This is a genomic window from Verrucosispora sp. WMMD703 (assembly GCF_049178935.1).
GTDB classification, from domain to species: Bacteria; Actinomycetota; Actinomycetes; order Mycobacteriales; family Micromonosporaceae; genus Micromonospora; species Micromonospora sediminimaris.
This window is the reverse complement of sequence record NZ_JBMHMM010000004.1, coordinates 2,077,612-2,097,442: the sequence shown is the minus strand read 5'-3', so window position 1 is coordinate 2,097,442 and position 19,831 is coordinate 2,077,612. Positions and strand designations below refer to the sequence as shown.

General features: G+C 70.6%; 18 protein-coding genes, 1 tRNA gene and 1 pseudogene. 11 read left to right on the top strand and 9 right to left on the bottom strand.

Annotated features, from left to right (window positions below; translation table 11 throughout):
• Positions 1-4 precede the first annotated feature (4 nt).
• Positions 5-793 (bottom strand): alpha/beta fold hydrolase, encoded by a 789-nt coding sequence (locus ACN26Z_RS10290; protein ID WP_198413151.1) that lies wholly within the window; start codon positions 791-793, stop codon positions 5-7.
• A gap of 608 nt (positions 794-1,401) precedes the next feature.
• Here ACN26Z_RS10290 and ACN26Z_RS10285 point away from each other — a divergent pair.
• A pseudogene (locus tag ACN26Z_RS10285) lies at positions 1,402-1,941 on the top strand (IS21 family transposase); the annotation flags it as partial.
• Positions 1,942-2,239: 298 nt separating this feature from the next.
• Here ACN26Z_RS10285 and ACN26Z_RS10280 read toward each other — a convergent pair.
• Together ACN26Z_RS10280 and ACN26Z_RS10275 are read right to left on the bottom strand one after the other, a co-directional pair.
• Positions 2,240-2,314: transfer RNA gene (locus ACN26Z_RS10280), tRNA-Val, on the bottom strand.
• A 50-nt stretch (positions 2,315-2,364) separates the two neighbouring features.
• Positions 2,365-3,042: a TIGR02611 family protein gene (locus ACN26Z_RS10275; RefSeq protein ID WP_421460815.1), complete on the bottom strand. Its 678-nt coding sequence runs from the start codon at positions 3,040-3,042 to the stop codon at positions 2,365-2,367.
• 297 nt (positions 3,043-3,339) lie between these two features.
• On the opposite strand from ACN26Z_RS10275, the gene ACN26Z_RS10270 reads away from it, so the two are divergent.
• Entirely contained in the window at positions 3,340-3,771 is a 432-nt protein-coding gene (locus ACN26Z_RS10270) for an SsgA family sporulation/cell division regulator (protein WP_007457244.1), read from the top strand.
• 191 nt (positions 3,772-3,962) lie between these two features.
• Here ACN26Z_RS10270 and ACN26Z_RS10265 read toward each other — a convergent pair whose 3' ends face one another.
• On the bottom strand, positions 3,963-4,739 hold the full coding sequence (locus tag ACN26Z_RS10265; protein ID WP_282239453.1) for a glucose 1-dehydrogenase: 777 nt from the start codon (positions 4,737-4,739) through the stop codon (positions 3,963-3,965).
• A gap of 211 nt (positions 4,740-4,950) precedes the next feature.
• Here ACN26Z_RS10265 and ACN26Z_RS10260 point away from each other — a divergent pair, with 211 nt between their 5' ends.
• From ACN26Z_RS10260 to ACN26Z_RS10245, 4 genes are all read left to right on the top strand, one after another.
• Complete coding sequence (locus tag ACN26Z_RS10260; RefSeq protein ID WP_282239454.1) at positions 4,951-5,862, top strand: helix-turn-helix transcriptional regulator; 912 nt, start codon at positions 4,951-4,953, stop codon at positions 5,860-5,862.
• 67 nt (positions 5,863-5,929) lie between these two features.
• Positions 5,930-6,385, top strand: a complete 456-nt coding sequence (locus ACN26Z_RS10255) for an RrF2 family transcriptional regulator (RefSeq protein ID WP_210938844.1) — start codon at positions 5,930-5,932, stop codon at positions 6,383-6,385.
• 129 nt (positions 6,386-6,514) lie between these two features.
• Positions 6,515-6,688: a DUF4236 domain-containing protein gene (locus ACN26Z_RS10250; RefSeq protein WP_093402924.1), complete on the top strand. Its 174-nt coding sequence runs from the start codon at positions 6,515-6,517 to the stop codon at positions 6,686-6,688.
• A 126-nt stretch (positions 6,689-6,814) separates the two neighbouring features.
• Positions 6,815-7,321 (top strand): potassium channel family protein, encoded by a 507-nt coding sequence (locus tag ACN26Z_RS10245; protein WP_282239455.1) that lies wholly within the window; start codon positions 6,815-6,817, stop codon positions 7,319-7,321.
• Here the strand turns inward: ACN26Z_RS10245 and ACN26Z_RS10240 are convergent.
• Together ACN26Z_RS10240 and ACN26Z_RS10235 are read right to left on the bottom strand one after the other, a co-directional pair.
• Entirely contained in the window at positions 7,296-8,150 is an 855-nt protein-coding gene (locus tag ACN26Z_RS10240; RefSeq protein ID WP_421460812.1) for a hypothetical protein, read from the bottom strand. The two genes, ACN26Z_RS10245 and ACN26Z_RS10240, sit on opposite strands and share 26 nt — an antisense overlap.
• A 48-nt stretch (positions 8,151-8,198) precedes the next feature.
• A complete protein-coding gene (locus tag ACN26Z_RS10235) occupies positions 8,199-8,720 on the bottom strand; it encodes a VOC family protein (RefSeq protein ID WP_282239457.1) in 522 nt (173 codons plus the stop codon).
• A 48-nt stretch (positions 8,721-8,768) separates the two neighbouring features.
• Between ACN26Z_RS10235 and ACN26Z_RS10230 the strand changes: the two genes are divergently transcribed.
• The 3 genes from ACN26Z_RS10230 to ACN26Z_RS10220 all read left to right on the top strand — a co-directional run bounded on the left by ACN26Z_RS10230 (position 8,769) and on the right by ACN26Z_RS10220 (position 13,420).
• Positions 8,769-9,224 carry a MarR family winged helix-turn-helix transcriptional regulator gene (locus ACN26Z_RS10230; RefSeq protein ID WP_421464602.1) on the top strand — a complete coding sequence of 152 codons (456 nt, stop codon included), beginning with the start codon at positions 8,769-8,771 and terminating at the stop codon, positions 9,222-9,224.
• A gap of 74 nt (positions 9,225-9,298) precedes the next feature.
• Positions 9,299-11,032, top strand: coding sequence for a tetratricopeptide repeat protein (locus ACN26Z_RS10225; RefSeq protein WP_421460810.1), 1,734 nt, complete (start codon positions 9,299-9,301; stop codon positions 11,030-11,032).
• 162 nt (positions 11,033-11,194) lie between these two features.
• Entirely contained in the window at positions 11,195-13,420 is a 2,226-nt protein-coding gene (locus tag ACN26Z_RS10220) for a HelD family protein (RefSeq protein ID WP_421464600.1), read from the top strand.
• Between the two features lie 180 nt (positions 13,421-13,600).
• On the opposite strand, the gene ACN26Z_RS10215 is transcribed toward ACN26Z_RS10220, so the two are convergent.
• Positions 13,601-14,002 carry a hypothetical protein gene (locus ACN26Z_RS10215; protein WP_421460809.1) on the bottom strand — a complete coding sequence of 134 codons (402 nt, stop codon included), beginning with the start codon at positions 14,000-14,002 and terminating at the stop codon, positions 13,601-13,603.
• A gap of 172 nt (positions 14,003-14,174) precedes the next feature.
• On the opposite strand from ACN26Z_RS10215, the gene ACN26Z_RS10210 reads away from it, so the two are divergent.
• The gene (locus ACN26Z_RS10210) at positions 14,175-16,217 is read left to right on the top strand and encodes a glycerophosphodiester phosphodiesterase family protein (protein WP_421460807.1); all 2,043 of its coding nucleotides are present in this window, start codon (positions 14,175-14,177) and stop codon (positions 16,215-16,217) included.
• A 197-nt stretch (positions 16,218-16,414) separates the two neighbouring features.
• The gene (locus ACN26Z_RS10205; protein WP_093402914.1) at positions 16,415-16,792 is read left to right on the top strand and encodes a hypothetical protein; all 378 of its coding nucleotides are present in this window, start codon (positions 16,415-16,417) and stop codon (positions 16,790-16,792) included.
• Between the two features lie 86 nt (positions 16,793-16,878).
• Here the strand turns inward: ACN26Z_RS10205 and ACN26Z_RS10200 are convergent, their stop codons facing one another.
• On the bottom strand, positions 16,879-17,895 hold the full coding sequence (locus ACN26Z_RS10200; RefSeq protein WP_421460805.1) for a sporulation protein: 1,017 nt from the start codon (positions 17,893-17,895) through the stop codon (positions 16,879-16,881).
• 237 nt (positions 17,896-18,132) lie between these two features.
• On the bottom strand, positions 18,133-19,521 hold the full coding sequence (locus ACN26Z_RS10195) for a cellulase family glycosylhydrolase (protein ID WP_421460802.1): 1,389 nt from the start codon (positions 19,519-19,521) through the stop codon (positions 18,133-18,135).
• Positions 19,522-19,831: the final 310 nt, after the last annotated feature.

The window sequence follows — 19,831 nt, the reverse complement described above, 5'->3', positions numbered from 1 at the left end:
GGGCTCAGTCCGTCGTGCGGGTGCCGGTAGGCGCGAGTTCACGCACCGCCCTGGCGACGGCAGGAAAGTCCTTGCGCAGGATCGTGCTGTGGTTGCTCGCGACCTTCGCGCTGATCGCGAGATTCGGGTTGCGGGCGAGAATCGGATCGAGTGCGGCGCGTCCCTGTTCCATCTCGTCGCCCTCGTTGCCAAGGCTGGCTCCGGTCGCCAGGACGAACCGCAGCGGGCAAGCGATGCGTTCCAGGACCGGCACGCTGGCGGCGGCGATCTCGTTGAGTTCGATGTTGACCTCGGCGTGCTGGTCCGCGCTCATCCGAGCGCCCATGCCGAACCGACTGGTGATCGGCAACAGCAACCGCACCCGGCGAAACTCCTTGCGGATGCGTTCCCGGCCGGCGACGCCGGTGAGGCCAACAGGGAAGGCGTCCACGGTAACGACGCCGAGAACACGATCCGGGTTCCGGTCGGCCCAGTGCCACGACAGGATTCCGCCGTAGGACCAACCCACCAGCAGCGGCCGGTCGACTCCCCGGGATGCAAGGACGGCGTCCAGATCTCGCAGGCAAGCCTCGAAGGAGTAGTCGGCGGAACGCTTCGACCGGCCGCGGGCGCGCTCGTCGTAGGTGATGTGGCGGTATTCACCACCGAGCTCGGCGATGACCCGCCGCCAATGCGACTGGTCGGCGTAGGCGCCGTTCAGGTACACGATGGGCGTGCCCGAGCCGCCGGTGTCGGTGACCGCGAGGGCTGTGTCGTCAACGGGAAGCATGCCCGTCCAGGGCGAACTGGCCATGCGTTGAGCCTATGGATTGACCTTAGGTCAAGGTCAACCGTTGTACGAGGGAGCCGATGCCACATCGACTCTGGCCGCTGGAACGTCGATGAACGTGAGGTGCCGCGACTCACCTCGGTAGTTGCGTCGACGGTTCCCAAGCCTGCGTCGTCGACTGATAGCGGTCGGAAGGACCCCCCTCCTCCTGGTCGCCGCAGCCGAACAGCCGAACCCCCATGATCAACGGTGTTCGTAGACGTCCCCGGCGGAGACGTCTACCACCGTGCAGGGCTGCGGGGCGCCACCAGTGCAGAGCTGAATCAGCCGCTCCACGAGCGGCACCTACATCTTCTGACCGAGAAGAACGCCGGGATGTCGCCTACCACCTGCCAAGCCGACTCGGAGACCTGCTGTTCAACCAATTCGACTGAGCTGCCCTCCGCGCTCACCGTGCGGCAGAAAAGGGCGGCGAAATCCGGTAGCCACGGCGCGGGAAGGCTGTCGGCGGCCAGTGAATACTCCCCGTAGGCGGCCAAATGTCGCCCCGCTGGTGGCCAGGGATCTCCCGTGGATGGCCAGATACCTCCCCGCTGACCAGGTCAGAGTGCCGGTCGGCGAGGGTCGACGGCGTGAAGAGCGGCAGGGAGATCGTGGAAATCTTGGAGGCATACGACCTCACGGGTAGTTACCGTGCGGCGGCTGAGTTGGCTGGGTGTGACCATCACACGGTTGCCCGGTATGTGAAGTTGCGGGAGTCCGGGCAAAGTCCCGAGGCGCGGGCGCACCGGGCCCGGCCGATCGATGAGTACGTGGCGAAGATCGAGGAGTTGGTGGCCCGTTCGGGTGGCCGGGTCCGCGCGGATGTGGTGCACCGGCGGATCACCGCGATGGGCTTCGGCGGAGGTGAGCGCACCACCCGGCGGGCGGTCGCGGAGGTCAAGGCCCGCTTCGCCGCCGGGCAGCGGCGGGTGTTCCGGCCGTGGATCCCGGAGCCGGGCCTGTGGTTGCAGTTCGACTGGGGCGAGGGCCCGCGCATCGGTGGGCGGCGTACCTCGTTGTGGTGCGCGTGGCTGGCCTGGTCGAGGTTCCGGTTGGTGATCCCGACCTTCGACAAGACCCTGCCGACGATCGTGTCCTGTCTGGACACGACGCTGCGAGCACTCGGCGGTGCGTCCCGACCTCCAATGTGGGACAAGGGCGACAGTGCCTGCAGGTCAGTGGCGGGCAGAAGAATCTCCGCGACGCCCACCGGCCCAAGAACCAACCCGTCCGGGCTTCGGGATTCCCGATCCTGCTCTGACGATCTCGACAGCGATCGCGCGGTCGTCGGCCGCCGGAACCGCGGGCGGGGTGGCCCGCTGGTGCCATCGCCAGCCTGCTCCCAAACTGCTCCCAATTCAAAGGGCCACAGCGGAGAAGCTCGTTACCGACCGTTCCGGCAACGAGCTTCTGACCTGCACATATTAATGGTGGGCGATACTGGGATCGAACCAGTGACCTCTTCGGTGTGAACGAAGCGCTCTCCCGCTGAGCTAATCGCCCTCAGCGCGGATGACTCTACCCGATCCGGCGCGCGGACCGCGAACCCGGGGTCAGTGGGTCGCGAGGTAGTGCAGCACCTGGGCGATCACGTCGATGCCGAGGCTGTACTTGATCGACAGCAGGGCGACGGCGCCGACGAAGACGAGGCCGACCGAGCCGATCACCAGGCGTACGGGCAGTGATTGTCTCTTCACCCAGGCGGTCCAGCCGTGGACGTGGCGGCGGGTGAAGGCGAGCAGGCGCTTAGCCCAGTGGAACTCTACGGCCCAGATGCCGAGGCCGGCGATCACCAACAGCCAGCCGGGGCCGGGCAGCGGGATGAGTGCGATGCCGATGGTGACCACGAGGGCGCCGAGCACCCCGAAGATGATCTTCAGTGCGATTCGGCCGGTGGGGTTGGCTCGGACCAGGGCGAGGGTGGTGGTTATCCGTTGCCGCCACGCTGGCGGGTCGCGTCGCTCGGACACGGCGACACCACCCCCCTTGCGCTGCGCACCACCGGCCATCTCCCCACGATGCCCCTTCCCGGTCGATCTATCCCGACTTCCCCCCGGGTAGCCACGTCCGTTGCGCACTCGGACGGCCGCCGGGCCGCGTTCACCTAACCGACCGCGGTCGATCACTGACCGACCGTGCCGGCTTCTCCGCTTCTTCGGCACCCCGTACCCCCGCTGTTCGGCTGTGCGGACCGCGACGTTCGACGGGTCTCGCCGGCTCGGCGCATCCACTGAGGATGGCGTCCGCGACCATTTCACGCCCCAGTGTGGCGCGGGCCCGTCACTGCAACCGCCGACTGGACGTTACCGGAGTAAGTCGACGACTCAACAAACCCGATGCCGGGCAGGATGAACCCACTGGGCAGAATCGGAAATCCTACATGAATTTTCACATTCACGAGGCCCTTCCGACCCCCTTCCCACCACTGGGTGAAGTCAGCGCATGGCGGAGCGTAGCCAGGAGTAGCGGCTGAGTATGGGAAAAGCGGGACACGCGCGTTCCGCAGCGGTGCCGGGGGGAGAACGTTCATGAGTGTCATCCGACCGACGACCGTAGAGGTCGAGACGTCGCTAAGGCTCGTCGCACCTGACGCCACCGCCTTGCCGGTGCGCGCCAGTCTGCGCTACGACCCTGCGGACCCGTATGCGGTCCATGTCCTGTTCCATGCCGAATCGGCTGGCGGCGAGGCGGTGAGTTGGTCCTTCGCCCGCGAACTGCTGGTCACCGGCCTGGACGAGCCGGCGGGCATCGGGGACGTACGGGTCTGGCCCTGGGCCACCCCGCGCGGCGACTTCGTCGCGCTGGCGCTGTCGTCGCCGGACGGCAACGCCCTGTTCGAGGTACCCCGCAGCGTGCTGGTGCGATTCCTGCGGCGGACCTACGTCGTCGTTCCGCGTGGCCGGGAGGCCGAGCACCTGGACGTCGACACCGCGGTGAACCGGCTGCTCGCCGGTCGCTGACAGACCGACAACCGGGGCCGCGCGAATCTGCCGAGTTCGCGCGGCCCCCGCCTACCCAGCCCCACCCCCACACCGCTTCCTCCGCGATCTTGCACTTCTGGTCGATGCATATGCCGCACAAGCCGCATAACAGCGACCGAAAGTGCAAGATCGCGGAACGAAGGGGCGGGAGGGCGAGGAGGCGGGAGCGGTCAGCCGTGGGTGGTCAGGCCGCCGTCTACCGGGATCACCGCGCCGGTGAGGTAGGCGCCGGCTCGGGAGGCGAGGTAGATCGCCGTGCCGGCCATGTCCTCGGGGCGGCCGATGCGACCGAGCGGGACCTGGGCCTCAATGGCGGACCGGGAGCCGGGGTCGTCGAGCGCGAACGCCATCATCTTGCTCTCGAACGGTCCGGGGGCGATCGCGTTGACGGTGATCTGTTCGCCGGCCAGCTGGTGGGCCAGGCTGCGGGTCAGCATGTGCACCGCCGCCTTGGTCGCCGAGTACGCGTACACCTCCATGAGCGGCACCCGGATGCCGTCGATGGAGCCGATGTTGATCACCCGTGCCGGGTCTTCGGGGCCCGCCGCCACGCGCAGGGCCGGCAGCAGCGCGGTGGTCAGCCGGAAGACGGACTTGACGTTCACCGCCCACAGCTTGTCGAACGCGCTCTCCGGGTAGTTCTCCAGCGGTGCGCCCCAGGTGGCGCCGGCGTTGTTGACAAGCACGTCCAGCTTGTCGAACCGGTCCTGGACGGCGGCGGCAAGATGCTGCACGCCCTCGTCGCGGCCCAGGTCGGCGGGGATCGCCTCGCAGCGACCGTGCGTGGACAGCTCCGTGGCCACCGCCTCGCAGACATCGGCCTTGCGGGAGGAGATGATGACGTGCGCCCCCGCGGCGACAAAGCCCCGGGCGATCATCAGGCCGATGCCGCGGGAGCCGCCGGTGACCAGGACGGTCTTGCCCTCGACGGAGAACAGATCCTTCATGCCATCCCCTTGCGTTTCCGGCCTGGGACAGCCGGTGTCGGGGCCGCCGTCACGAACCGCGCGGGCGCCACGACGACCAGGTCACTACCGATCAGTAACCTAACCGTCCCGCCTTGTCGGGACAACCCTGTGCGCCCGGCGGCACCGCGACCCGCGATACCGGGGTGGCGAGGGATGCGTACGAGCCGGGCTCGGGCTAACGTCGCAGGTGATGGTCCCTTCCGGTCACCCAGTCACGGCGCTGTCCGATGCTGCCGCCAGCCCGGCCGAGATCGACACGATCACCCTCGGTGATCTCGCCCCCGACTCCGGGTGGCGACGGCCGGTGCTGCTGGACCGCGAGCTGATCGTGCTGACCACCAGTGGTCACGGGCTCGCCGAGGTGGATTTCCGTGCCCTGCCGTGCCGGCCCGGCACGTTGCTGCGGATCCGTCCCGGCCAGGTACTGCGCTGCGCCCTGCCCCGGCTGGACGCCACGGTGGTCCGCTGGCATCCGGAGGCGCTGCACGGGCTCGACGTCGATGCCGACGAGGTGCCGATCTGGTTTCAGCTCGCCGGTGAGGACGAGGACGCGATCATCAACGAGGTCAGCCAGTTGACCGTGGACGCCAGCCGGCACCGGGACACCCGGTCCGCCCGCAGCCTGTTGCGTCATCAACTGAGCGTGCTGTTGCTGCGGTTGAGCATGTTGCCCTCCGGAGCGGGGCGGACGGCGCGCCCGGAGGAGGAGACCTTCCGGCGGCTGTGCCGCGAGGTGGAGCGGGGTTACCAGGCCAGTCGCCGGGTCGAGGACTACGCCGACCGGCTGGGCTGCTCGGTGCGTACCCTCACCCGGGCCTGCCTGGCGATTACCGGGCGCAGCGCGAAACAGGTGGTGGACGAGCGGGTCGCGCTCCAGGCCAGCCGGCTGCTGGCGGCCACCGACGAGCCGATCGCCCGGATCGGTCGGCAGCTCGGCTTCACCGAGCCGACTAACTTCGGCCGGTTCTTCACCCGCGAGGTCGGCATGAGCCCGGGCGCGTTCCGGGCCGCCCGGGAACGGCCCGCGCCGGCACCGATGGTGCGTCCCCGCCCACCCGTCGACGGCCGAATCGACGTCCACGGGGCAGGACAGCGCACCTGACGCGCCATTGGGCGATCCGGCCGGCTAGGCGCGGCACCGGCCGCCGCGCATTCGGCATGATGGCGGAGTGCAGATCTCCGCGCGTGGCGACTACGCGGTACGGGCGACACTGAGCCTCGCCGCCACGTACCCGGCGTTGCTGTCCACCCAGGTCATCGCCGCGGAGCAGGACATGCCCCGCAAGTTCCTGGAGGCGGTCCTGGCCGACCTGCGCCGGGCCGGCATCGTCCGGGCCCAGCGCGGCGCGGAAGGCGGCTACACCCTGGCCCGGCCGCCCGGCGAGGTCACCGTCGGCGCGGTGTTGCGCGCCGCGGAGGGCCCGTTGGCCGGCGTACGCGGCCGGCGTCCAGAGGAGACACGGTACGAAGGGGTGGCAGCGCACCTGCCCGAGTTCTGGGTCGCGGTCCGGGCGGCACTGCGCCGCGTCGTCGACGAGGTGAGCCTGGCCGACCTGCTCGACGGTCGGCTACCGCCCCACGTCCGCCGCCTGACCACGCAGCCGGACGCCTGGGAACCCCGCTGATGCCCCCCACCCGGGTTGTTCGTCAATCAGTCGAGCGACTGAACTCCACTGCGGATTCGGCCTGGTTTGGCGAATCGACGCAATGGGCATCTTCGAGCCCGTACGGGAAGTCTCGAAGGGAGCCCCACAATGGGTGTGATGTTGCGTAAGCGCAAGAAGTTCGGGCCGCTCATCCTGCACTTCACGCAGAACGGCTTCTCGTCCTGGAGCATCAAGCTCGGTCGCTGGTCCTGGAACTCGCGGGCCAAGGCGCACCGCGTCGACCTGCCGGGGCCGCTGCACTGGAAGCAGGACAAGTCCTGAAGCGCCGACGTTCAGCGGGGCGCCGGCACCCCCGGCGCCCCGACATTGTTTCTGGCCGCACCAACCGTTTCCGCTGACCCGGGCGGGTCGCACCGATGATGCACCGCCGGGCCGGACAATTTCGACATGAAACAGAAAGCGGACCACCGGTTGACGCGTCGGCGAACCTCGCTGGCCTGCGGGCTGCTCTTCGTGACCTACTTCGTCGTGCCGGTGGAGTCCGATCCCGACCCCACCCGGCTCGGCCTGCGTATCGGTCTCACCGTGCTGATTCTCGGCGTGGTGGCCCGGCTGGTCACCGGCCAGGTACGCCGTCAGATCGTCGCCGCCACGCACGAACGCGCGGCACCACCGGTGACGCACCTGGTCCTCGCGCTGATTGCCGGTCTGCTCGCCTTCGCCCTCGCCGACTACGTCATCGCCAGGCTCGCGCCGGCCCAGTTCGTCAATCTGGAGACCCGCGTCGACGCGTTGTACTTCGCGCTGGCCACCCTGACCACCATCGGCTACGGCGACGTGCACGCCAACGGGCAGTTCGCCCGGGTGCTGGTCTGCGCGCAGATGGTGTTCAGCATCGGGGTGATCGCCACCGGCTTCTCACTTGTGGTCAGGCGCCTGACCGCACGGGTGTGACAAGCACGTCGCCGCCGAGCCGGCCGTCCGGCGGGGTCCGGGCCACCTGGCCGGTGTCGAGCAGGTCGTCCAGGGCCCGGACCGCGTCCACCGCCCGGTAGGCGGTCTCCGTCACCGCGTACCGGCGCAGCTCGGTGACCGTGCGCGGGCCGTGCCGGGTCAGCTCGGCCAGCAGGGCACGGCCCAGTGGCGCCGGGTCCACCGGGAGTGCCGGCGACAGCGGCTCGCCGTCCGGGTCGCGGAATCGCAACCCGCTCGCCCACAGGGCTTCCTTCAGCTCCTCCAGGCTGCGATCCGAGCCGGTGCCGAAGCCGAGCCGCCGGTCGGCGTCGACCAGCTCGACCTCGGTGGCCAGCGCGAATCCGGCGTCCATCAGCCCCGCTCGCAGGGCGGCCGTCACCTCCGCGATCACGAACGCCTCGGTGCCCCGCCCGGTCGCGGCGGCGGTGAGCGTCACCGGATCATCCGCCTCCAGGTAGGACAGCACCGGCGCGCCCGCCGCGCCGGCCGCCCGCAGGGCCACCGGCAGCCGGGCCGGCGGGCCGGGCATCAGGTGTACGGCGACCTCGGCCGGCAGTCCGGCCTCGGCGGCACCGAGTCGGGCCGGTAGTTCCTCGGTGCCCTCGGCGAGCACGAGGACGGTCAGCCGGCAGCCGCGCAGCCGCGCGGCGTGCTCGCCGGTCAGGCGTACGGTCTGCTCGGCCAGGCTCGGGTCGCTGCCGTCGTACCCGAGGGCGACGGTGGCCCGCCGGGCGCGGCGCAGCGCGGCCGGCAGCCACCTGTCGAGGTGTCGGAGGAACGGCGCGTGCCCTACGGCTTCGATCGGCATCCTGCCGTTCTACCGCAACCCGTCACGCCGGCCCGCCTGGACGGCGTGTCACACGGGGACCGAGATGCCGACGCCGCCCCGGGTGTCTCCGCCGTAACGCTGGATCTCGGCGGTCAGGTTGAGGCGACCGATCCTGGTCCGGGCGGCGAGGGCGGCCTCGTCGAGCTGGTCGGCGGGGACCAGCCAGACCACCTCGAACTCCAGCCCGTCCGGGTCCTGACCGTAGAGGCTCTTGGTGGTGCCGTGGTCGGAGGTGCCGACCAGCGCGCCCGCCTCGGTCAGCCGCCGAGCGGTGGTGGCCAGCTCGTCGAGGGTGTCCACCTCCCAGGCCAGGTGGTAGAGGCCGACGGTGGCCCGGCCGGCGGTCGACCGACCGGCACCCGCGCCGATCTCGAACAGGCCGAGGTCGTGGTCGTTGGTGGAGCCCGGCGCCTGGAGGAAGGCGGCGCCCCGGAAACCCTCGGGGGTCATCGGTACCCGGCGGAAGCCCAGCACGTCGCGGTAGAAGGCGACGCTGCGGTCGAGGTCGCTGACGTAGAGGACGGCGTGGTTGAGGCGATGGATTCCCATGCGCCAAGGCTAGCCCGCTTTAGTTGAGTGTTCAACTATCACGCTATGATGCTGGTCATGACCCGCTGGCTGGACCCGGACGAACAGCGCACCTGGCGGGCGTTCCTGACCGCCTCCCGGGCGCTCATGGACACGCTCGACCGCGAGTTGCAACGCGACGCCGGGATGCCGCACGCCTACTACGAGATCCTGGTACGGCTCTCCGAGGCACCCGACCGTCGGTTGCGGATGAGCGAGTTGGCCAAGTCCAGCGGCTCCTCGCGCAGTCGTCTGTCGCATGCGGTGGCTCGCCTGGAGGCGGCCGGCTGGGTGCGTCGCGAGGACTGCCCCACCGACCGGCGCGGCCAGATCGCCCACCTCACCGACGAGGGTTTCGCGAAGCTGGCCGCCGCCGCGCCCGGCCACGTCGAGGGGGTACGCCGGCACCTGTTCGACCCCCTCAGCCCGACGCAGGTGGAGCAGTTGCGCCGGATCAGCGAGGTGCTGGCCGAACGTCTGAGGTGAGCGTGACCGGATCCTGACCGAACCACTCCGGCGCGGGTCTTGTACTAAACGTCGCTGAATGAGCACGATGGGGCGTGCCCTCCGGCTTCGGTGAACTGACTGATCAGGCGCACGACCTGGTCTCCGCCGGCGATCTCGCCGGCGCCCAACGGCTGCTCGCCGACGCGCTGACCGGCGCCGACCCGCGCCCGGCCAACGCCACGTCCGAGTTGGCCGAGGCGGCCAGCCTGCACGCGCGGGTGCTGATCGCGCTCGGCGAGCCGCACTCGGCACGGGGTTGGGCCGCCTACGCGTACGCCGCCAGCACCCGGCTCTACGGCCGCTCCGACCCGCGTACGGTGGCCGCCGCGGCCACCCTGGCGGCGGTGCTGCACCGGGTGGGCAGCTGGTCGCGGGCGGCGCGGCTGTACCAGGAAGTGATCATCGAGCTGACCGCGTCGGACGGACCGGAGTCGCTGCGGGTGCTCGCCGCCCACGCCGATCTGGCCACCGTGGAGTACGCCCGGGGTCAGTGCCAGGTCGCCCGCGACCGGCTCCAGGACGCATGGGAGCTGCACCGCGAGGTCTACGGCGACGGGCACCCGAGCGGGATCAAGATGCTGGCCCGGCTCGGCTCGATGCAGCGCGACTGTGGCCAGTTCGCCGACGCGCAGGACAATCTGGCCCTGGCCCGGGAACTGGCCCGCCAGCATCTCCCCGCCGACGATCCGCTGGCCGCCCAGGTGGCCACGCTGGCCCGAGCGGCGGCCAATCCGGACCACGTCTGCGCCGACAACCCACCGGTAAGCGTGGAGGAACCGGTCGTGCCGTCCGCCCGTACCCCGGCGGCCGACGACCTCCCACCCACGCCGACCGACACCTGGCCGCCGACGTGGGCGGCGGCCCCGGAGGAACCGCCGTCGGGCCAGCCGGCCGGGACAGCTGCCGCGACGTCCTGGGCGACGGAGGAGGACGAGCAGCCGTGGCCGGCGGCCCACCACACCGCCCGGGAGGAACACCCGGCGGAGGGTTACCACCCGAGCCACGGGTACCCGTCGACTGATCCTTCGGCGAGCGGCGCCGCCTCCGCCGTACCCACGCCCCGGCAGCCGGTCGACGGCCCGGCCGGGCCACCCGAGGACTGGTGGGTCGGGCCGGCGGTCGAGCAGCCCGGTCCGAACCCGTATCCCGAACCGCCGCCACCCCCGGCGGGCGGTGCGGTACCGCCGAACGTGGTCGGGCTGACCGGTACGCCGCAGGCGCCCGGGGTGTACCGGCTGCGCCGGGTCGAGCCGGAACGCCCCGGGCCTCCGTCGCGCCTGCTGCCGGTGCCGGTACGCCGTACCGCCGTACCGGCGTCGGACGCCCGGCCGAACCGGCTGGTGCTGATCGTCGCGGCCGGGGTCGTGGTGGTGCTGCTCGGTGCCGCGGCGGTCATCGCCGGGGTGTCCCGGGTCGGCGGCGGCGATCCGACGCCACCGGCGGCCAGCGGCGACCCGAGCGGCGCGGCGACCCCGGCGGCCACCGCCACGGCCGGCGATGCTCCCCCCGCCTCCCCCGGTGCCCCGCCGACCGGGCTGTCGCTGCGTGACAACCGGGACAGTGTGACGTTGCGGTGGACCTACCCGGCCGGAGCGGAGGGGCCGGTGATCGTTTCGGGCGGCCGGAACGGCCAGCCGCAGAACCCCTTCGCGGATCTGCCCGCCGGCAGCGACAGCTTCGTGGTCTACGGACTCAACCGCAGTCTCGACTACTGCTTCACGGTCGCGGTCGCCTGGTCCACCGACACCGTGGCCCGCTCCGACGAGGTCTGCACCGAGCGCCGCTGACCGTCGACAGCGCGCTATCTTTGGCAGTTCAGGCATAAAAAATGAACGGCTGCGAAAGCCGTTCTGAATGCGAATTCTAGCTAATCGGGAGACGGATTGTCAAGGCACTCCGGCGGTTCGCCGTCCGACGACGAGATCGGCCGCGAGCAGGAGTACGTCTCGATGCTCTACCAGCGCCTCGACGACCTACGTGACCAGGCGGCGACGCGGTTGACTGAGCAACTGCGGTCCACCGGCGGCACGTTGCAGGCCCGCTCACAGCGCGACAGCTCGGTACGCATGTACGCCGACCAGGTCGAGCAGTTCTCGGCGGTGGAGAATGGCCTCTGTTTCGGCCGGCTGGACACCGACAGCGACCAGCGCCACTACATCGGCCGAATCGGCATCTTTGACACCGAAGGTGACTACGAGCCCCTGCTGATGGACTGGCGCGCCCCGGCCGCCCGCGCGTTCTACCTCGCCACCGCCGCCAACCCGCAGGGCATCCGGCGACGTCGGCACCTGCGTACCCGGCAACGGAAGGTGGTCGGCCTCAACGACGAGGTGCTCGACCTGGCCACCGCCTCTCCCACCGCTCACGAGGAGGTGACCGGTGAGGCGTCGCTGCTGGCGGCGCTGAACGCCGGCCGGACCGGCCGGATGCGGGACATCGTGCAGACCATCCAGGCCGAGCAGGACCGGATCATCCGGGCCGACCTGCCGGGCGTGCTGGTGGTGCAGGGCGGGCCGGGCACCGGCAAGACCGCGGTGGCGCTGCACCGGGCCGCGTACCTGCTCTACACCCACCGGCGGGAACTGTCGACCAGGGGCGTGCTGCTGGTCGGCCCGAACGTGACGTTCCTGCGGTACATCTCGCAGGTGCTGCCGGCGCTGGCCGAGACGGGCGTGCTGCTGCGTACCCAGGGCGATCTTTTTCCGGGCGTGAGCGCCCACCGGGCCGAGCCGGCCACCACCGCCGCCCTGAAGGGCCGCCTGACGATGGTCGAGGTGCTGGCCAACGCCGTACGCGATCGGCAGCGGGTGCCCGACGAGCCGGTGGAGATCGAACTGCCGCAGCGGGAGGTCCTGGTCCTGGACCCGGCCACCGTGCACGCGGCGCGTGACCGGGCCCGGCGCAGCGGCCGACCGCACAACCTGGCCCGCGCGGTCTTCGACATCGAGGTCATCCACGCGCTCGCCGACCAGGTGGCCGAACGCATCGGCGCCGACCCGTTGGGCGGGGAGAACCTGCTCGAAGAGGCCGACCGCGCCGAGATCCGCCGGGAGCTGCGCGAGGAGCCGGAGGTCCGGGCGACCCTGGACGAGCTGTGGCCGGTGCTCACGCCGCAACGCCTGCTCGCCGACCTGTACGCCGCGCCCGAGCGCATCGACACCGCCGCGCCCATGCTCACCGCTGCGGAGCGGGCCGCGTTGCACCGCGAGCCGGGCGGCTGGACACCGGCGGACGTACCCCTGCTGGACGAGGCAGCGGAGCTGCTCGGCGAGGACGACCGGGCCGCCGCCGCCCGCCGGGACCGGATCCGGGCCCTGCAACGCGAGTACGCCGAGGGTGTGCTGGAGATCGCCCGAGGTTCCCGCTCGATCGACGTGGAGGACGAGGCCGAGGGCGGCGAGATCCTCGGCGTGACCGACCTGCTGGACGCCGACCGGCTGCTGGAACGGCAGGAGGAGGCGGACCGGCTCACCACCGCCCAGCGGGCGGCGGCCGACCGGGGCTGGGCGTTCGGCCACGTCATCGTCGACGAGGCGCAGGAGTTGTCCCCGATGGCGTGGCGGCTGCTGATGCGCCGCTGCCCGAGCCGTTCGATGACCATCGTGGGTGACGTGGCGCAGACCGGTGCGCTGGCCGGCACACCGTCGTGGGCGGAGGCGCTGGCCCCGTACGTGGCGGACCGGTGGCGGCTGACCGAGCTGACCGTCAGCTACCGCACCCCGGCCGAGATCATGGAGGTGGCGGCGGGGGTACTGCACGAGATCGATCCGACGCTGCGCCCGCCCCGCGCCGTACGCTCCAGCGGCTTCGCGCCGCAGCAGCGGGCGGTGCCGACGGAGTCGCTCGGCGCGGAGCTGGTGGCGGTCGCCACCGCCGAGGCAGCCGGGCTGACCGACGGGCGGCTCGGGGTGATCGTCCCGGCCGGCCGGCTCGACGACCTCGGTACCGCCCTGACGGCGGCCCTGCCCGAGGCGGCCGTCGGTGAGCAACCGGAGCTGGAGAGCCGGGTGGTGGTGCTGACCGTCGCCGCGGCCAAGGGCCTGGAATTCGACTCGGTCATCGTGGCCGACCCCGACCGCATCATCGCCGAGTCCCCCCGAGGCCCCAGCGACCTCTACGTAGCCCTAACCCGAGCCACCCAACGCCTAACCACCCTCAGCCCCACCCACCCCTAACCCCCACCCCACCCCCACCCGCCCTCCCGCCCTCCCGTGCCCACCCGCCCTCCCGCGCCCACCCGCGTTGATCAAGAAGTTTTGGTCGATGTTGATCTCAAGATCCGACCAAAACTTCTTGATCAACCGGGGCTGGGGTGGGTGGGGCTGGGGTGGGTGGGTGGGTGGGTGGGTGGGTGGTTATTCGAAGTTGCCCTGGTGGGTGGTGGGGGTGGAGTTGTCGCTTGTTGGGCCGGCGGGTGGGGTGGTCAGGCCGCCGGTGGTGGCGTCGCCGGTGGTGGTCGGGGCGACCTTGCCGCGATGGCGCTCCGGTTGGCGGGCCATCCGACGGGCACTGGCCGGGCCGGCGGTGCCGCCGGTCGTGGTGATCGCGCCCTGGCCGCGTGTCGGGCCGCCGTCGCGCAGCACGTTCGGGTCGATCGGCACGTCCGCCGGGTCGTCCGGGTCGTCGCGCTGCAACTGGCTCTCCACATCGGTCGGCGGCACGGTCACCTCGTCCAGGGCACCTTCGCCGTACACGCCGCCGGCGATCCGCTCCTCGGCCCGGCGGGCGGCGTCCTGTCGCATCTCGTCCTCACGCACGATCCATCACCTCGCAGAAGGGTCGGTCTCGGTGCGTGCCCGGTGACCGGCGCGGCAAACCCGCACCGCCGGTTCACCGGGTCGTCGCACGGCGCTTGCCTGCCCGCCGCGCCGGCTGCCGATGCTGTGCATCGGATTCGGCGGGAGATCCCCGCAGGAGGGAGAGGACAGCGTGCGCATCGTACGCCGTACCGCCGTCGTGGCCCTGGCCGCGACGATCGTGACGACCATGCTGGCGGCGCCTGCCGCGGCACATCCGCGACCAGACCGGGACTTCGACCTACAGGCCCACCGGGGCGGACTCGGGCTGCGGGTGGAGAGCAGCCTCGCGTCGTTCGGCAACGCCCTTCAGCTCGGGGTGGGCACCCTCGAACTGGACGTGCAGATCACCGAGGACGGACGGGCCGTGGTCACCCACGACCGGCGGGTCAGCGCCGCGAAGTGCACCGACACCGCCCCGGTCGTACCCGGTGACCCCGAGTTCCCGTACGTCGGGAAGTACGTCAACACGTTGACCCTGGCACAGGTGCGCACCCTCGACTGCGGCTCACGTACGCTGCCCGACCGACCCGGTCAACTCGCCGTGCCGGGCGCTCGGATGCCGCTGCTGAGCGAGGTCTTCGACCTGGTCAAGCGGTACCGGGCGGACGATGTGACGCTCAACATCGAGACCAAGGTGGAGGCGGGAGCGCCGAACGAGACCGCGCCACGGGAACAGTTCGTCCAGGTCACCGCGAAGGAGATCCGGGCCGCGGGGCTGCTGCGGCAGGTGACCATCCAGAGCTTCGACTGGGGCGCGCTCAAGCGGATGCGTCAGGTCGAGCCGCGACTGCCGTTGGTGGCGCTGACCAACTACGACTTCCTCCAGGTCGGGCAGCCGGGCGCCTCGCCGTGGCTGGGTGGGCTGGACATCGACGACTTCGGCGGCGACCCGATACGGGCGATCCGCAGCCTGGGCGTCACCGCGTTCTCACCGGTGCACGGCTTCCCGCAGAACGGCACCGTCACCGACCCCGGCTACCGGCCGTACGTGACCCGGGAACTGGTGACCCACGCGCACCGTAACGGCATCACGGTGATCCCGTGGACGGTGAACGACGTGCCGACCATGGCCAAGCTGATCGACGACGGGGTGGACGGCATCATCACCGACTACCCGGACCGGCTGCGTACGCTGCTCGCCCAGCGCGGCTACCGGCTGCCCCGGGCGTACGCGTCGCCGTTCGACATCCAGGCGCACCGCGGCGGTCGGGCGACCCGGCCCGAGAACACCCTGCCCGCTTTCGCCAACGCGCTGGCCAACCCGGCGATCTCCACCCTGGAACTGGACACCGGCGTGACCTCCGACGGCCGGCTGGTCGTGCTGCACGACCGCACCGTCAACGGCTCGCACTGTCTCGACACCGCACCGGTACGGCCGCGCGACCCGCAGTTCCCGTACGTGGGCAAGCTGGTGCACTCGCTCAGTCTCGCGCAGCTCAAGACCCTCGACTGTGGTACGAAGACCGCTGCCGAACTGCCCGACCAGGTACCCGTCCCGGGTGCCCGGATCCCCACCCTGGAGGAGGTCTTCGCGCTGGTGAAGGCCAGCGGCCGGACGGACATCCGGTTCAACATCGAGACGAAGATCAGCCCGTTGGTGGACGACACCGAGCCGTACCGTAGCTTCACCCGCAAGCTGGTCACCGCCGTGCAGCGCGCCGGCCTCACCAGCCGGGTCACCGTCCAGTCCTTCGACTGGCGCACCATCACCTACGCCCGGCGCCTGGACCGGCGGATCGAGACGGTCGCCCTGGTCTGGCAGTACGGGCCGGCGGAGTGTGCCGGGCTGGCGGATGAGTGCTCGCTGCGGGCGGTGTACGGCGACCCGTCGGTCAAGAGCCCGTGGACCGCCGGGCTGGACTGGTGGAAGTACCGGGACCTGGGCAAGCTCACCCGGGCTGCCGGCGCTGCCACGGTGTCGGCGAACTGGCAGGTGCACGACCCGGCACAGGGTTCCGTCAGCCACCCGGACTGGTACCTGCGGCAGGACCCGACGTACTTCCACGGACCGGACGTACGCACCCTCCAGGCCCGGTACGGCCTCAAGGTGATCCCGTACACCGTGAACGACGCCGCGGTGATGCAGCGGGTGATCGACCTCGGAGTCGACGGCATCATCACCGACGACCCGGACCTGCTGGTCGGCGTGGCCATCCGCAACGGCCTGCGGTGAGCCTGAGCGCGGGCGACGCGGCAGCCCGGCGTCGCCCGCGCGAACGGCGGGAATCGCGGAACCTGCGGGCGTTACTGCCCCCGTCGGCGGGGGTAGACGCGGGGTGCCCCCGCCAAGTGCGCGAACCGTGCCGTGGCCGACACGCGGTAGCGGGGCGAGGGTCGCAGGTTACGACTCATCAATCCTGAGGAGGACAGATGAGCACGCAGGCTGCATCTACCAGGCCGATGAACCGCCCGGCGCAGGACGTGCAGAACCGCGCGGCCATGCAGGAGGCACCGACCCGTCAGATGCCGATGATGCACGACGGGCACCGGGAGCCGATGCCGGCACCGGGTACGGAGACGAAGCAGGCGTTCCTGACCACCGAGTTCTGGATCTACGCCGCTGCCGTAACCACCGTGGTCATCGCCGCCTTCTGGCGTGGCACCAGCGCGTACGGGCTGAACCTGAACAACCCCGGCCAGGCGTGGTTCTTCATCACCCTGCTGACCCTCGGCTACCTGGGCAGCCGTGGTCTGGCCAAGGCCGGTAGCGCGAAGCGTTCCGGTGAGGAGCGCAAGCGGGGGCGGTGACCCCCGCACCGGCGAGGCCGCGACCGGCCCGCGTACGCACGGTGGCCCTTTGGGAGAGATCCCGAAGGGCCACCGTCTCGTCGTGCCTAGAACTCCTCGAAGCCGCCGAAGTCACCGCCACCGAAGTCGCCGCCGAAGTCCCCGGCGGCTTCGGACACCTCGTCCTCGGCGCCCTCGAACGCGTTACCGATCATGTGGCCGGCGAGCATGCCACCGGCGGCACCCAGCGCAGCGCCGGCCACCACCCCGCCCATGCCGACGCCGCCCCGCTGATGCGGGTGGCCGAACTTCTGCGCGCCGCCATAGCCCTGTGGGCCGAACGCCTGGGCGCGCATGGCACCGAAGCGGCCGATGGTCTCCTGCAACCAGCCGTCGACCACCTGCGCCCAGTCGGAGCGGTCCGCGTCGGTGTGGGCCACCTGGTAGCGGCCGAAGACGTCGTGGCCGGGTGCCAGGAAGCCGCCGCGCTTGTCGCACTCCAGCACCACGTCGACGCCGTGCGGGTTGGTCACGAAGGTCAGTTCGAGTTCGTTGATGGTCTGCGCGTACTGCGGCCCGGCGAAGAACTCGATCTCCTGGTAGAACGGCAGGGTCTGCTGCACCCCGTGGATCAGGCCGCGCTCCAGGTCGGCCTTCTTGAACCGGAAGCCGAGCTGGAGGAACGCCTCCAGGATGCGCTCCTGCACCGGCAGCGGGTGCACGTTGATCTCGTCCAGGTCGCCCTTGTCGACCGCGCGGGCGATCGCCAGTTCGGTACGCAGCCCCAGCGACATGCCGTGCAGCCGCTGACCGTAGACCGCGGTGATCGGCGTCTCCCAGGGCAGCGGAAGCTGGAACGGGATGGACAGCGTCTGCTTCGGCGCGAGTTGCAGCGGCCCACTGACCACCTGGCGGTGGAACTCCATCACGCCGGCCTGCTCACCGATCTCGACCCGGGTGACCAGACCGATGGCGATGTGTTCGATGTCCGCCGCGGCGTCCCCACCAAGCAGGTTGACCTGACCGTCGAGTGCCAGTCCGGGCCGGGTGTTCGGGTTGGCCAGGACGGTGTCCACACTGGGACCGCCCACGCCCAACGCGCTCAGCATCTTTTTGAAGACCATCGGTACTCCTGCGGGGTCTGGTGCCCGAACTCCACACTGGGAGCGGACGCGGACCAGCGCACCCTATCGAGCGGGCCTGTGAGGTCGCTGAAAACAAGCCGATGCGGTACGGATTCGTGCCGTCTCGCCGGGGTCGTACGACGCCGGAACCCTGGGGCACCGGCGCACCGTTGACGAGACGGCCCGACAAGCAGAGATGGCCGGGCCCGTGCGGGCCCGGCCATCGACGGTGCGATGTCAGCTTGCGGTGCAGGCCACCGCAGGGGCCGAGTTGGTGCCGTTCCAGCTGCCGAGGAAGCCGAAGGTGGTGCTGGCCCCGGCGCCGAGGCGGCCGTTGTAGGAGACGTTGCGGGCGGTCACGGTGGAACCGCTGCTGGTGACAGTGGCGTTCCAGGACTGGGTCACCGTCTGGCCGTTGGCGTATGTCCAGCGCACCGTCCAGCCGTTGATGGCACTGGTGCCGGCGGTCACCCGCACCTCACCCTGGAAGCCGCCCTGCCACTGTCCGCTGATCGAGTAGGTCGCCGTGCAACCGGCGCTCGGCGGCGGAGTCGACGGGGGCGGCGTCGAGGGCGGCGGAGTCGAGGGCGGTGGGGTGGACGGCGGCGGAGTCGAGGGCGGCGGCGTGGTCGGCGGAGTCGAGTCGTAGACGCTGGCCTGCCGCGCGGTCTGCCGGATGCCGTTGGTGCCGTTGAACAACCGCTCACCCCAGCTGGTCAGCTGGTTCGGGTTGAAGTTGGTGGCCATGTCGAGGTACTCGACGCCACCGCTGTTGCCGCTCCAGGACCAGCCCAGCCAGCCGATGCCGTTGGCCTGGGTGTAGGAGAGGATGGCGTCCTCGTCGGGGTTGCCGTCGGAGTGGTTGTGCCCGAACTCGCCCACCACGATGGGCAGGCCACGGCTGCGGAACCGACCCAGGTAGTCGCTGATCTCCGCGGCGGTGTCGAAGACGCCGTACATGTGGACCGAGAAGACCGTGTTGCCGGCCGGGTCGGCGCTGAAGACCGTGGGGGCGTTGTCCCGCATGGTGAAGGACCAGTCCTGCCCCCAGTTCGGGGCGTCCACCATGATGGTGTGCGTGAGGCCGCCGTCGCGCAGCCGACGGATCGCGTTGGCGGTGTCGGTGGCGTACGACGAGTAGTTCTGGTTGCCGTACGGCTCGTTGCCGATGTTGACGATCACGTACGCTTCCTGGCCGTTCAGCGCGCTGGCGATGCTGAGCCAGTAGTCGACCGCGCGGTCCAGGGTGATCGCGCCGCTCTGCTCGCCGTACCCGGTGGTGTCGTGCACCTCCAGTACGCAGATCAGCCGGTTGGCCTTGCAGAGCTGGATCACGTTGGACACGTCGCTGGCGCTGTTCCGGGTCCACCGGTCGCCGCTGGAGAGCACGACCCGAACCGAGTTGGCGCCGAGAGCCTTGACGTCGGCGAAGGAGCTGGTCTGGTTCGGGTACCAGGTGTGCGCGTGGTTGACCCCACGCATGATGAACTCGTTGCCGTTGGCGTCGTAGAGCCGCCCGTTGCTGACCGTGAAGCCGGCGGCGGCGTGCGCCGAAGGTCCGAAGGCGAAGACTGCGGCGACGGTCGCCAGCAGGACGGCGCCGACGGCCGCGAACAGTTTTCTCATGCATTCCTCGCAGGAGGTGTCTCCCCCGTGCCCAGGGGGTGCGGTGAGTGACAGGTGAGCGGCTGCAGCCCGACAGCCGCGTTCAGACCCGGCGAGGCATCAGCGTATGCCGATGGGTTAGCGAAAGCAACCGGTTCAGTACGCCGGCTGCCCGTGACGACCCAGGAGACACCGAGTCGTCACGGGGGCGGACATCCCCACCACAGGATGCACACCACGCCGGCATCTGAACCGGTTCAGACAACGGTAGGCACGGGCCGGTGCACCGTCAAGCGTCGAGCAGGGTTGACCGATCCGGCCCGGGGTATCC

What these genes read in the sequence shown, in the direction of transcription:
- ACN26Z_RS10250 (WP_093402924.1), top strand. Translation starts at nt 6,515, where the DNA reads ATGGGTGTGATGTTGCGTAAGCGCAAGAAGTTCGGGCCGCTCATCCTG.
- ACN26Z_RS10200 (WP_421460805.1), bottom strand. Translation starts at nt 17,895, where the DNA reads ATGGTCTTCAAAAAGATGCTGAGCGCGTTGGGCGTGGGCGGTCCCAGT.
- ACN26Z_RS10235 (WP_282239457.1), bottom strand. Translation starts at nt 8,720, where the DNA reads ATGGGAATCCATCGCCTCAACCACGCCGTCCTCTACGTCAGCGACCTC.
- ACN26Z_RS10260 (WP_282239454.1), top strand. Translation starts at nt 4,951, where the DNA reads ATGGTCCCTTCCGGTCACCCAGTCACGGCGCTGTCCGATGCTGCCGCC.
- ACN26Z_RS10205 (WP_093402914.1), top strand. Translation starts at nt 16,415, where the DNA reads ATGAGCACGCAGGCTGCATCTACCAGGCCGATGAACCGCCCGGCGCAG.
- ACN26Z_RS10240 (WP_421460812.1), bottom strand. Translation starts at nt 8,150, where the DNA reads ATGCCGATCGAAGCCGTAGGGCACGCGCCGTTCCTCCGACACCTCGAC.
- ACN26Z_RS10270 (WP_007457244.1), top strand. Translation starts at nt 3,340, where the DNA reads ATGAGTGTCATCCGACCGACGACCGTAGAGGTCGAGACGTCGCTAAGG.
- ACN26Z_RS10220 (WP_421464600.1), top strand. Translation starts at nt 11,195, where the DNA reads ATGCTCTACCAGCGCCTCGACGACCTACGTGACCAGGCGGCGACGCGG.
- ACN26Z_RS10265 (WP_282239453.1), bottom strand. Translation starts at nt 4,739, where the DNA reads ATGAAGGATCTGTTCTCCGTCGAGGGCAAGACCGTCCTGGTCACCGGC.
- ACN26Z_RS10245 (WP_282239455.1), top strand. Translation starts at nt 6,815, where the DNA reads ATGAAACAGAAAGCGGACCACCGGTTGACGCGTCGGCGAACCTCGCTG.
- ACN26Z_RS10230 (WP_421464602.1), top strand. Translation starts at nt 8,769, where the DNA reads ATGCTGGTCATGACCCGCTGGCTGGACCCGGACGAACAGCGCACCTGG.
- ACN26Z_RS10195 (WP_421460802.1), bottom strand. Translation starts at nt 19,521, where the DNA reads ATGAGAAAACTGTTCGCGGCCGTCGGCGCCGTCCTGCTGGCGACCGTC.
- ACN26Z_RS10290 (WP_198413151.1), bottom strand. Translation starts at nt 793, where the DNA reads ATGGCCAGTTCGCCCTGGACGGGCATGCTTCCCGTTGACGACACAGCC.